Below are 11770 nucleotides of genomic sequence, written 5' to 3'. Positions count from 1 at the left end.
CCAATTTTTCGATGGTGCCATGGAAGTAGACGGTGTTTGGTTACGGTTGATCTGGTTAGATTATCGCTTGGCGGTCATTGTCTCTGTGCTTATTCCCCTGGTGCTGATTATTTGGTCGGCCCTTAAACGGGTGGATGCCATTAACCGTTTATTGATCATCTATTGGCGGGTGGCCAGTTTGTTAATGGTGACGGTTTATTTGCTCATTCCCGGTTGGTCGCTGGCTTTCTTCACTGGCTTTGCCGCCCGCTGTTTAATTCCCATCAGTTTATGGTTCTGGGTTGACCTCAATGATGAAATCAAGGACCTGCCCCCTTCTCCCTTAAAACTAGCCACTACTACTTGGCGTTGGGCTATCACTATTTTTTCCTGCTTTGCCATCTTGGTGAATATTCCTTTCCTCTCCTGTGGGTTGAACGGTACTGGGGGAGCAGAAAGTTTCTGTCAAGTTTGGTTGCAACCGCCTCTGCACTACAAAGCTTGGTTCCACGCTAACTCCAACACCGGTTTTCTTGGTTTTTTGGGCATTGTTGGCTTGGTGGCATACGTGATTTATTTTCTCTCTTTCCTCATTTTTCGTCTGGGTCGTCAAGGGCGATCGGCTCTGGATCACTAGCTGGCTGGCCAAATCTCAGCTAAGTCTCAACATGGATAAATAAAGCCCATAACACTTTGTCCTTGGCTCCCTAGGGTTGCCCCGTTCTGAAGAATAATTCCCATTACTCCATTGTCCATTGCTAATCTATGGTTCTTTCCACCAGTGCTTCTTCCCTCCACACCCTTGCCCACAACGCCCGTCAAGCGGCCCTGCACTTGGGCACCCTAACCACCATTGAACGTAATCGGGCGATCGCCGCCATGGCGGATGGTCTAACGGCCGCGATGCCAGAAATTTTAGCTGCTAACCGGGAAGATTGTGCTGAAGCTGAAGCGGCGGGGATAGCGAAACCCCTTTACAATCGTCTGCTACTGGGGGAAAGTAAGCTCAAAAGCACTATTGTTGGGGTAAAGGATGTGGAGCATTTGCCGGATCCTTTGGGGCAGGTTACCCTCCACCGACAACTGGACGAGGGTTTGGTTTTAAAAAGAGTCGGCTGTCCCCTGGGGGTATTGGGGGTGATTTTTGAAGCCCGCCCGGAGGCCCTGATCCAAATTAGTAGCCTGGCCATCAAGTCTGGTAATGCCGTAATTCTTAAAGGAGGTCGGGAAGCTACCCGTTCCTGTCAAGTTTTAACCGCAGTGATCCAAACAGCCTTGGCTAAGACCGCTGTCAGTCCCGAAGCTGTTAACTTGCTCACTACGAGGGAGGAAATTCGGGAATTATTGGGTCTGAACCAGTATGTGGATTTAATTATTCCCCGGGGTTCTAACGAGTTTGTTCAGTATATTCAGCAGAACACCCACATTCCTGTGTTGGGCCACGCCGACGGTATTTGTCACCTTTACCTAGATGCCCAGGCGGATTTGGCTAAGGCCATTCCCGTAACAGTGGACGCAAAAACCCAATACCCCGCCGCTTGCAATGCCATTGAAACTCTGTTGGTGCACGGGGCGATCGCCGCTGAATTTTTACCACCCTTGGCCCAAGCCCTAAGGCAGAAAGACGTTATTCTCCGGGGGGATAGTGAAACCCAAAGATTAATTGACTGTGAACCGGCCACCGAAGCGGATTGGCACACGGAGTACAGTGATCTCATCCTTTCAATCAAAATTGTTGATTCCCTAGAAGCGGCGATCGAGCATATTAACCAGTATGGTTCCAAGCACACCGATGGCATTATCACTGAAAATTTGAGCGCTGCAGAACAGTTTTGTCAGCGGGTGGATTCAGCGGGGGTTTACCACAATTGCAGTACCCGCTTTGCCGACGGTTTCCGTTATGGTTTTGGCGCAGAGGTGGGCATCAGCACCCAAAAAATGCCCCCCCGAGGCCCTGTGGGGTTAGAGGGTCTAGTTACTTATAAATACCAACTCTGGGGCCAGGGACAAATTGCGGCGACCTATACGGGGCATGGGGCAAAACCATTTTCCCACCTTGATCTTTAGCTGTTCTTTAAACCCCAGATCCATGTTCTAACAGATATTGCCAAATCCAATGGGCCATGGCCAGCTTAGAACAGGGGGCGATCGCCGTTTGGGAACCGTGGCGGTCAATAATTACAGCCTGATTACTGTCGGTGCCAAAGCCTGCCTGGGGTTGGTCAATGGGATTGGCAATAATCACATCTAGATTTTTCCTCTGCAACTTTTCTTGGGCGGGGGTAATAATATCTCCTGCTTGGGCAGCAAAACCCACCAGTAATTGATGAGGCTGTTTTTGTTCACCAACCTGGGCGATCAAATCCGGCACTGGAGCCAAAGGCAAGCTTTCGGGTAAATCCCGTTTAGCTATTTTGCCAGTCAACGTTTGGGCTGGTTTAACATCGGCCACAGCGGCGGCCATCACAATCCAATCCGCTGAGGGAGCCTGTTCGAGGAGGGCTTTTTGCATTTGCCCAGCGTTAACCACCGCAATACTGGTTACTCCCATGGGTATGGGCAAATCCCCTATGGATCCATGGATAAGAGTCACCGTTGCCCCCCGATCAACCGCCGATTGAGCTAGGGCCAAACCCATTTTGCCGGTGGAAGGATTACCAATAAAACGCACTGCATCTAGATATTCCTGGGTGCCTCCGGCGGTAATCAAAATCCTTTTACCCCGTAAATCTTCCTGGCCTCCGGTGAACAAAAGTGCTTGCAGTCGATGCATAATTTGCGCCGGTTCCGCCAAACGCCCCATCCCTCGACGGTCACAGGCCAACAATCCCCCATTGGGGGCCAACAAATGATAACGGCGATCGCCTAGTAATTGTCGTAAATTCCTTTGCACCGCTTCCTGTTCCCACATATCCGTATTCATGGCGGGGGCCAATAGCACCGGACAGCGGGAAGCTAACACTGTATTGCTGAGTAAATCGTCGGCAAAACCTTGGCTCAATTTGGCCAGTGTGTGAGCTGTGAGGGGAGCAATCAGGAAAATATCTGCCCATTCCCCCAAATCAATATGGAGGGGACGGTGATGTATCGGTTGCCAAAAATCGGCGTCGCAGTAGGCGGGATGGCGAGCCAGGGTGGTAAAGGTCAAGGGAGTAACAAATCTCTCCCCCTCAGCGGTGAGGATTACCCGCACCTCCGCCCCTTGCTGGAATAGTTGGGACACCACTTCACAAATTTTGTAGGCGGCAATGCCGCCCCCCACCCCAATTAGGATGCGTTTCCCCTTCACCATGGGTTCCTAACCCTAAGCTTCGTCATAGGTTTCATTGTCCAGCAGGTAAAGATACGGTTCAGCCAAGTCTTCCCGCTGGAAGGCGATCGCCCGCAGGAGATGCCAATCCTTCAGCCCTTCAAAAGCGTCGGTGTAATCATCATTTTCCAACCGTTGGGCCAATTGGGCCACATCCTCGGCAGTGAGTGCAGCTACATCTTGTTTACTCAGGTTTTGGACGGACATAGACAATACTCCTGAAGTTGACAACCGTCGGCACCTCACATTTTATATTCTCTGCGTTGGTTGCAACCAAGGGAATAATTGGAGCTCAGGGTAAATCATTCCAATCTAGGCTAGCAAAGAGGTGGAAGCCGGCAGTTCTTGGCCCTGGATTGATCGCCAAAATTGTTGCAGTTGCAATGCCGTTATTTCTGGATGCTCAAACTGAAAAAAGTATTTCCCTTCAGGACATAGCCAAAGGCGATCGCCAGGTTTTTTCCACCGTTGCCAACCATTGAACAAACTGGTGTCGATGATGCCGTCTGCTTCCCCTACTGCCACCAAGAGAGGGACAGAAATATGATTAGGTAAAATCACTAATTGTTTGTACAAACTGTGGGGAGAAATGGAAGTCAATAGATCATTTTCCAAAATATTAACAATGGTTTGGGTTTGGCGTAGGGAACGACAATTAAATAAATGGTGAGCCATTTGGCAAAGGAGCAAATGACGGCTGTAACGCATGGCATCAAACTGATTGTAATAATGGGCTTGCCAGTCGAGGGCAGGATACACTCCTACAGAAAGTAGGGAGAGAGAACGGACTTTTTCGGGACATTGTCGAGCGTATAATAAAGCTAACAAGCCACTGGTGCTATGACCAATTAAATGGACAGGTTGGTGAAAATTTTCTAGGTATTCTCCGATTAAATCTAATCCCACTGTTAAACAATTGGGTTCGTCAGAAGTTTGATGATAATCCCATTGCAAAATAGCCTGACTTTTGCTTAATTGACGTAACAAAGGACGATCAAAACGCCTCAATGCAGGGCTAAAGTTGAGCCAAATAATGGGGCTTTGGGGGTGAATATTTTGGCTTGTCATGGTAGGAGTCCGGCTAGACATAAAAGGTTGGCAATGATTTAGATGAGGTGAGGAGTAAAAAATAACTTAGTCGATTTAGGGTTATTTACTGGTTGATTAAAATTGACTCAAGCTCAACATGGCTGTGACGAGCGATCAGATTTTTAAGACAAGTCCAAGCAACACTAATTATTGGTGGAATCAGTAAAACATTGGGGTATTGATGGCCATAATAAATTGACTTTAAAGTTTCTAGGACTGCAAAATAGGTTTAATTTCACTAACCCATTTCTTCACCCGGCCTTCGGTTAACTCTGGTTGATTGTCTTCGTCCAGGGCTAAGCCAACAAATTGCCCATTTTTTATCGCTTTTGAATCATCAAAATCATAGCCAGTGGTAGGCCAAAATCCCACTGTAGTTGCCCCTAACCCACTGATTTTTTTCTCTAAGATGCCCATGGCGTCTTGAAAATTGTCGGCATAACCAACCTGATCGCCCGCACCGAAGTAGGCTACCTTTTTGCCATTAAAATCAATTTCATCTAGTTGATCATAAAAGCCTTCCCAATCACTCTGGAGTTCCCCCACATTCCAGGTGGGACAGCCAATAATGAGGCAATTATATTGTTTAAAATCATCAACATCAGCTTGGGAAATGTCCATCATATCCACTACACTGTCACCGCCCATTTCTTTTTGAATGAGTTCAGCGATGGTTTCAGTGTTGCCGGTTTGAGTACCGTAAAAAAGTCCAATTTTTGTCATGGTTACTGGAGAGTTAGTCAGCTTAATTGTTTGTGGAAATAATCCGGAGAAACTGTTAACTGTTAAGTAGAGCTTGGTTTAGCAGTTCCGAGGTGTTGAAAGAAAGAGGGCTAGTGCTATTGTTGGCGATCGCCTGCATCTGGCGACACTGACAGCAATACCAAACTAAATTTCCTTGATGTAAATGCCGCAAAAGACAGTGGGAACAGCACAAACAAGTGTGAGGATGACCCATAATTTTTTAGGCAATGGGAAAAGATACGTTAACTAACTTAGGCAAGGGAATTAAGAATAAAAGAGGTTTACTATTACCCAGCAATGGAGTCTTAATTTAAAGCTGGCATGGCTAGGCAAAGTAAACCCCGATGCTTGCTTAAGAGAGGAAAAGCTAATGGCTAATAACTAGGCTTGCAGGGAATCAAACGCTTGTTCGACCCGTTTGAAGTCAAAACCCAAAGCCCGTAGTGCGTGCCAGAGATGACCTTGGAGGAAGAAAAAGGCCAGGAAAAAGTGAGCATTGGCTAACCAAGCCCTGCTGGTGTGGGCATGCATGGGCAGTTCCACTGTGTCGGCAAAATAGGGAAAAATTCCCAATTTAATTGCCAAAGGCGGACCATAAAATTCCGGCGGATAGGCCAGGGTGTTAACGGCACAGAAGTAGGCCGCTACAAATCCCGCTAGGGCAATGCCCCCCAGGGAGTAGGATAAAATGGCTTCTCCAGAAAAGAGCAAAACCTTTTTGGCCCAACCGAGAGGTGGCACCAGAATGTGCCAAATACCTCCACCAATGAGCAGAAAACCAACAAAAATATGTCCCCCCACCAGATCTTCCAGGCTACTGATGCTGGCAAAATGGGTTTGATAACCATAGATAACCAAAGGGTCTAATGTTGGTGAGCTGACTAGGCGTACAGTTTGGCTGGTGGCATCGTACAGGCCACCCCAATACATGGCTTTGCCCGCCAACAGAAGAGCTCCGGCCCCCAGAAACAGGAGATGATGACCCAAAATTATCCCCAGTTGTTGGGGGTTTTCCCAGGTGAAATGGAATTTTTTGCCCTGGCCCTGGAGGGTACTTAGGTCAGCGGGGGCCCGCAGGGTATGAAATAAAGCTCCGGCCCCGAGTACGGCCGAGGCGATCAGGTGGATACTGCCGATGACAAAGTAGGGATAGGTGTCCACAATTTGTCCGCCATCGCCCACGCCCCAACCAAGGGTAGCTAAATGGGGCAGTAGGATTAACCCCTGGTCCCCCATGGCCTGGGTGGGGTCAAAGCGGGAAATTTCAAACAGGGTGAAGGCTCCGGCCCAAAATGCTGTTAAGGCCGCCTGGGCCACATGGGCTGCTATGAATAGCCCCGATTGATCAGCGAAACGGGCATTGCCGGCCCACCATTCATATTGAACGGTGTCTTTGCCATAGGTTTGCACAGAATTACCTCCTCAATTTAGACGATAATTAATAATTAATAGCAATAAATGCCAAAAGTCCTAGGTTGGCAGACCGCCATGGATGTGGGCAATAAAGCGTTCTCTGTCCACCCGAGACAATTCTGCCTCCATTCACACTGGCGATCGCCAATAATTTCCTAGGGCTAAGCTCAAACCATCGTCAGATAGTTGAGAATCTTTAGCACTTACTCCCGAATTATTATAGGGGCATAAATGAGAATTTATAGCAACTAAAAGTGTTAAGAAATATTAAGTCTGGTTGAATATGGCTCTGGGCTGGGATTTGGGGTCTGGCGATCGCCTTTGGCGGCGTAACTTCCACCGGGGATGTGGCAAGCTGTTATGGGTGGGAGCTTGGTCCTAAGAAGCTCTTGCTCAGTAAAAAAAGTGAACAACTCATGGCCTTAATCCAGTGGTATCCAGGGCACATTGCCAAAGCGGAAAGACAACTCCGGGAGCAGTTAAATAAGGTTGATGTGGTGCTGGAGGTAATTGATGCCCGCATTCCCCTGGCTTCCCAGCATCCCGATGTGCCCCTCTGGGTGGGGGAAAAGCCCAAATTAATTATTCTCAACCGGGTGGATATGATCACACCGGAGTTGCAGGAACAGTGGTTAACCTGGTTCCGCCAGCAAAATCAAACGGTGTATTACGCCAACGCTAAGCAGGGCACCGGGGTGAAGGCCATTAGCAAAGCGGCCCAGCAAGCAGGGAAAGCAGTTAATGAAAGGAGGCAACGGCGGGGTATGCAACCTCGGCCAGTGCGGGCGGTGGTAATGGGTTTCCCCAATGTGGGTAAGTCGGCATTGATCAACCGATTGTTGGGGCGTAAGGTGGTGGAAAGTGCCCGGCGAGCAGGGGTAACCAGGCAGTTACGGTGGATTCGCATTTCCGACAGTTTGGAATTGCTCGACTCCCCCGGGGTGATTCCCCTCAAGTTGGAAAATCAGGCCAATGCCCTCAAACTTGCCATTTGTGAGGATATTGGTGAGGCGGCCTATGAAAATCAGGCGGTGGCGATCGCCATGGTGGATTTGTTACTTGATTTATCCCTGGGGTCAGCATTAGAGCAACGTTACCAAGTCGCCCCGGCAACCATGAATGGGGATTTGTATTTAATTGCCCTGGCTGAAGCCCGCCATAATGGCGATCGGGAAAGGGCGGCGGTGCAATTACTGAACGATTTCCGCAAAGGATTACTGGGCCCTCTGCCGTTGGAACTCCCCCCGGAGGTCTAATTTTCCTGAACTGTGCCCAGTAGATAAAGTAGGGCCATGCGGATGGCCACACCACTGGTTACCTGGTCTTGGATCAAACTAATTTCCGGGTCGTCCATCAATTCGGAGCTAATTTCCACCCCCCGGTTCACCGGCCCTGGGTGTAACACCTTCACCCCCGGCTGACAAACCTTCAGGCGATCGTGGGTAATACCAAAGTAATGGTGATATTCCCGCAAACTGGGTAAAAGATGGGCTGTCATCCGTTCCTTTTGTAAGCGCAAGGTCATAACCATATCTGCCCCGGCCAGGGCCGGTTCCAACTGCCAATGGCAATGAAGTTTACCAGCCCCGGGAGCTAGGGCTAATTGTTCAAACTCCTTGGGCAACAAAGTGGGAGGCCCGGCCAAATGGACGTCAGCCCCAGCGGTGGTCAAGCTCCAAAGGTTAGAACGAGCTACGCGGGAATGCAAAATATCCCCCACCACAGCAATCTTTTTTCCCTGGAGGCATTGGATAGATGGGTTATCCGGCGCAAATTGGGAGCAGATGGTAAATAGGTCTAATAATCCCTGGGAGGGATGTTCATGTTGGCCGTCCCCGGCATTAAGCACCTTAACCCCGGCTTGGAGCCGGTCCATTTGGGAGGCAATAAAATGGGGCACCCCCGCCTGTTGATGACGGATCACAAAAATGTCTGAGCCCATGGCGAGGTAGGTTTTGGCCGTGTCCAAAATAGTTTCCCCCTTAGTGAGGGAAGAACTACCGGGGGCAAAATTCATCACATCGGCCGAGAGACGCTTAGCGGCCAACTCGAAGCTACTGCGGGTGCGGGTGGATGGCTCAAAAAAGAGATTAGTAACCACTTGGCCCTGGAGGGCGGGCACTTTTTTAGTCTGGCCACTCAATATCTGCTGGAAAGTGGTGGCGGTCTGTAGCACAATGTCTAATTCTTCGCCCCGCCAATCGGTCAGGTCTAAGATGTGGTTTCGAGTCCAACTGGCCACCATGGTCATTGCCTTAAATGGGGATGGGGCAGGCGGTGCTCCCCAGCGATCCATCTTGGCGGCGATCGCCGGTTAATGCAAGTCTTTTCCCCGCTAAACTGGGGGGTAGCTCAGGGTAATGCTCCCCGTGTGTTTCAACAAAACCCCGTGGTATCCTGAAATGCGCCGACGGTGTTTTTTAGCTCTAACCTAATCTGACTGCCCTTGAATATGACCACTGCAACCCATTTGCTGAAACTTGCTGCGACAGTTCTATTAGGAAGCTTGGTGACAACGGCCCCACTGGTTAGGGCCCAGTTTGCTAACCCGGCTCCCCAGGGAAATAGTACAAAACCCATACCCAAGGTGGAACTAGATTTTCAGCCTTTGGAAACGGCTTTGGTGGCCCAGCGATTTGATCAAGCTAATGAAATTACCCGCCGCCTTTTGTTGGCCGCCGCCAATCGGAGCCGACAGGGCTGGTTGACCACCGACACCATTGAGCAAATTCCCTGCGACGATCTTAAAAAAATTGACCAGTTGTGGTTAAAAAATTCCAACAACCGCTTTGGCTTTACCCCCCAGTTTGAAGCTTTTATCGCCACGGGAAATCGTCCTGGACGGTTGATGTCCCCAGAATCCTACGACCAATTTGGCGATCGCATTGGATGGCGCCAGGATAACCAGTGGGTCATTTTCAAGAAAAACTTGGACTTCACCATCAACGCCCCGGTGGGTCATCTGCCCAGCCCCAGGGATGAGTACCAGATTAATGGCGGTCGTTTAGAATACACCGCTCTAATGGGTCGCTTCCAAGCCTGTCAACCAGGGCAAGTACCCACTGCTCCAGTGAAATTTACCCCCTTTGGCTCCTAGGGAATATTTAGGAAATATCGGGATAAAGTTAGAACAACTTCCCCATCGACAAATTCTGAGCAACTGACGAAAAAAGGTAGTAACTAAGCCCATGGCCAATCTTAAAACCTATGTACGGATGGCGGAGGATGAACTGACGGAATATAGCAGTGAAGCCCGCAAAATTGAGAAAATTCGCCGTAAAATGGCTCTGTCTCTCAACTACAAACAACAACAGGAGTTAAAAGCTGAATTGTTGGCCATTATGCCCCAAGGCTTTTTACCCCGTTTAGTGGAAGACAATCGGCAAACGGCGGCTCTGCCTTTTTGGGGGATTGCCGGTTTAGGTTTACTATTCGGTATTTCCTTGCAACAGCCGTTGGATTTTCTTGCCCCGGCGATCGCCTTACCTGTGGCGGTCAAAATTCAACAGTGGGGCTGGAAATTACAGGCTAAAAGGTTGCTACTGAAAACCATCGATGAACTGGAACAGAGAATCAAAAATCCAGAACAGCCTGCGGGGTGAGCTATTTTAGTGATTTGGTATCAACTGCAATATCCGTGTTAGCCAACGAATCTTCAACGGGATTGAAACTTTTCATAACCCGTCCACAGAACCACCATTTTTGAAAATATTTATGGCTAATGGGGTCAGTTAAATCCGTCAGGGAATCAATGCCAATGCCATGGCGCCCATGGGTTTTACCGGAACTGTGGATATATTTTCCTTCCCCTAGATATAGCCCCACGTGATCCACCCGTTGATTACCAAAAAAGATTAAATCCCCCGGTAAAAATTCCTGGATGACTTCCCCTACCATTGCTGGGCTTAATTTTCCCGATCGCCGTTGGGGCCGCGCATCAAACATTTCCTGGCAAAAGGCGGCCTGTTGGTACGAATCCCTCGGTAACCAAATACCCTGACTGGCAAAGGCGGCCTGCATTAAACCAGAGCAATCATAATTGGGGCCAATGTTGCCGCCCCAAAGATAATAATTTTCCGTTGCTTTTGCTTTGAATAAATATTCAATTACCTGGGGAATACGTTGTTCAATTTCTTCCCTGGTAACATCTATTGCCTGATAGGGAACAGTGGCCGGGCATAAACTGCCTAAATCCTCCCACGCCAACCAACCTTGGTAACCATCTTCGGATTGTTCCACCAGAATTACCGATGCTTCGATGTTGCTGGTTAATTTTAGGTAACGCCCCTGGGCGGCCTGAGTGGCCAATTCTTGGCGATCGGGGCTGTCGTAAAGGTTTAAATCCCGTTGGCAAATGAATTGTCCTGTGGGGGATACCGGCAATGTCAATTTAAACTTATTTCCACTCGCCATATACTCGCCTATTTTCCCCCAGAAAAGCCGGAAGCCCGGAGTTCACGCCTACCACAAGCATCCCTTATTGCTGCTACCTTCCGGTCCTGACAAGATTTGGGCGTTGTAATCGCATGAGTCCGAGCCACTTCTAAACTATCATACTTTTCACCGCAGTTGATCCGGGGACTACCTCCGCCTTGGCTTGATTCCCCCAGCCCTGGAACGACAAAACCAGACAAGGTAGCGGTGCGTTAACCCCATTTCCCTATCTGGCCTTGATCACCTGTAACGGAGAGGGAGGGATTCGAACCCTCGTTGAAGTTACCCCCAAACAGCATTTCCAGTGCTGCGCCTTCAACCGCTCGGCCACCTCTCCAATTTGGTCACAAGAAATGATTATACAATAGCGGAAGACACAAACCTAATTTCGATTCAAACCGGCCCATAATGTCCCGTTCCCACCGAGTTCTAATCCACGATCGCCAAAATAGAAAAGACTACAACGTAATTGTCTCCGACGACCGTTACATTCTCCACCAGGCGGAAGACCAGGGGTACGAATTACCTTTTTCCTGTCGCAATGGGGCCTGTACGGCCTGTGCGGTGCGGGTTATTTCTGGACAAATTCACCAACCGGAAGCCATGGGGCTATCACCGGAGTTGCAACGGCAAGGTTACGCCCTCCTTTGTGTCAGCTATGCCCAATCGGATTTGGAAGTGGAAACCCAGGACGAGGACGAGGTTTATGAGTTGCAGTTTGGCCGCTACTTTGACGGTGGGCGAGTACGCCTAGGTTTGCCCCTAGATGACGACTAGGGTTGGATGGGAACCCCATTGGCT

At 49.3% G+C, this 11770-nt stretch carries 15 protein-coding genes, 1 tRNA gene and 1 other RNA gene; 7 read left to right on the top strand and 10 right to left on the bottom strand.

The genetic code is table 11. The features are described from left to right. Positions 1–19: 19 nt before the first annotated feature. Both D082_RS00925 and proA read left to right on the top strand, forming a co-directional pair. The gene (locus D082_RS00925) at positions 20–616 is read left to right on the top strand and encodes a DUF3177 family protein (protein ID WP_028946808.1); all 597 of its coding nucleotides are present in this window, start codon (positions 20–22) and stop codon (positions 614–616) included. Positions 617–744: 128 nt separating this feature from the next. After that, complete coding sequence (gene proA, locus D082_RS00920; protein ID WP_028946809.1) at positions 745–2046, top strand: glutamate-5-semialdehyde dehydrogenase; 1302 nt, start codon at positions 745–747, stop codon at positions 2044–2046. A 7-nt stretch (positions 2047–2053) separates the two neighbouring features. On the opposite strand, the gene coaBC is transcribed toward proA, so the two are convergent. From coaBC to D082_RS00895, 6 genes are all read right to left on the bottom strand, one after another. Further along, positions 2054–3271: a bifunctional phosphopantothenoylcysteine decarboxylase/phosphopantothenate--cysteine ligase CoaBC gene (coaBC, locus tag D082_RS00915; protein ID WP_028946810.1), complete on the bottom strand. Its 1218-nt coding sequence runs from the start codon at positions 3269–3271 to the stop codon at positions 2054–2056. A 12-nt stretch (positions 3272–3283) separates the two neighbouring features. Continuing rightward, positions 3284–3535, bottom strand: a complete 252-nt coding sequence (locus tag D082_RS00910; RefSeq protein ID WP_193386672.1) for a DUF2555 domain-containing protein — start codon at positions 3533–3535, stop codon at positions 3284–3286. A 66-nt stretch (positions 3536–3601) separates the two neighbouring features. After that, entirely contained in the window at positions 3602–4357 is a 756-nt protein-coding gene (locus D082_RS00905; RefSeq protein WP_028946812.1) for an alpha/beta fold hydrolase, read from the bottom strand. 231 nt (positions 4358–4588) lie between these two features. Beyond that, positions 4589–5101 carry a flavodoxin FldA gene (gene fldA, locus D082_RS00900; protein WP_028946813.1) on the bottom strand — a complete coding sequence of 171 codons (513 nt, stop codon included), beginning with the start codon at positions 5099–5101 and terminating at the stop codon, positions 4589–4591. A 55-nt stretch (positions 5102–5156) separates the two neighbouring features. Then, positions 5157–5336, bottom strand: a complete 180-nt coding sequence (locus D082_RS18215) for a hypothetical protein (RefSeq protein ID WP_144428705.1) — start codon at positions 5334–5336, stop codon at positions 5157–5159. 167 nt (positions 5337–5503) lie between these two features. Beyond that, positions 5504–6532 carry a chlorophyll a/b binding light-harvesting protein gene (locus tag D082_RS00895; protein WP_028946814.1) on the bottom strand — a complete coding sequence of 343 codons (1029 nt, stop codon included), beginning with the start codon at positions 6530–6532 and terminating at the stop codon, positions 5504–5506. Positions 6533–6951: 419 nt separating this feature from the next. Here D082_RS00895 and ylqF point away from each other — a divergent pair, with 419 nt between their 5' ends. Beyond that, on the top strand, positions 6952–7791 hold the full coding sequence (ylqF, locus tag D082_RS00890; protein ID WP_028946815.1) for a ribosome biogenesis GTPase YlqF: 840 nt from the start codon (positions 6952–6954) through the stop codon (positions 7789–7791). On the opposite strand, the gene D082_RS00885 is transcribed toward ylqF, so the two are convergent. After that, positions 7788–8780 carry an aspartate carbamoyltransferase catalytic subunit gene (locus D082_RS00885; RefSeq protein ID WP_028946816.1) on the bottom strand — a complete coding sequence of 331 codons (993 nt, stop codon included), beginning with the start codon at positions 8778–8780 and terminating at the stop codon, positions 7788–7790. The genes ylqF and D082_RS00885 overlap by 4 nt on opposite strands. On the opposite strand from D082_RS00885, the gene D082_RS18855 reads away from it, so the two are divergent. The 3 genes from D082_RS18855 (at position 8713) to D082_RS00875 (ending at position 10137) form a co-directional block, all read left to right on the top strand. After that, entirely contained in the window at positions 8713–8853 is a 141-nt protein-coding gene (locus D082_RS18855; protein WP_238546908.1) for a hypothetical protein, read from the top strand. The two genes, D082_RS00885 and D082_RS18855, sit on opposite strands and share 68 nt — an antisense overlap. A 134-nt stretch (positions 8854–8987) precedes the next feature. Further along, positions 8988–9632 (top strand): GUN4 domain-containing protein, encoded by a 645-nt coding sequence (locus tag D082_RS00880; RefSeq protein ID WP_028946817.1) that lies wholly within the window; start codon positions 8988–8990, stop codon positions 9630–9632. Between the two features lie 91 nt (positions 9633–9723). Next, complete coding sequence (locus D082_RS00875) at positions 9724–10137, top strand: hypothetical protein (protein ID WP_028946818.1); 414 nt, start codon at positions 9724–9726, stop codon at positions 10135–10137. Between the two features lies 1 nt (position 10138). Here D082_RS00875 and D082_RS00870 read toward each other — a convergent pair whose 3' ends face one another. The 3 genes from D082_RS00870 to D082_RS00865 all read right to left on the bottom strand — a co-directional run bounded on the left by D082_RS00870 (position 10139) and on the right by D082_RS00865 (position 11306). Beyond that, positions 10139–10948: a C40 family peptidase gene (locus D082_RS00870; RefSeq protein WP_028946819.1), complete on the bottom strand. Its 810-nt coding sequence runs from the start codon at positions 10946–10948 to the stop codon at positions 10139–10141. Between the two features lie 29 nt (positions 10949–10977). Further along, positions 10978–11074: signal recognition particle sRNA small type (ffs, locus tag D082_RS17510), an RNA gene on the bottom strand. A gap of 145 nt (positions 11075–11219) precedes the next feature. Next, positions 11220–11306: transfer RNA gene (locus tag D082_RS00865), tRNA-Ser, on the bottom strand. 71 nt (positions 11307–11377) lie between these two features. Between D082_RS00865 and D082_RS00860 the strand changes: the two genes are divergently transcribed. Further along, positions 11378–11746: a 2Fe-2S iron-sulfur cluster-binding protein gene (locus D082_RS00860; RefSeq protein ID WP_028946820.1), complete on the top strand. Its 369-nt coding sequence runs from the start codon at positions 11378–11380 to the stop codon at positions 11744–11746. Positions 11747–11770 lie beyond the last annotated feature (24 nt).

This window comes from Synechocystis sp. PCC 6714 (assembly GCF_000478825.2).
GTDB lineage: Bacteria > Cyanobacteriota > Cyanobacteriia > Cyanobacteriales > Microcystaceae > Synechocystis.
Note: the sequence above shows the minus strand (reverse complement) of the source record. Positions and strands in the feature narration are given on the sequence as shown.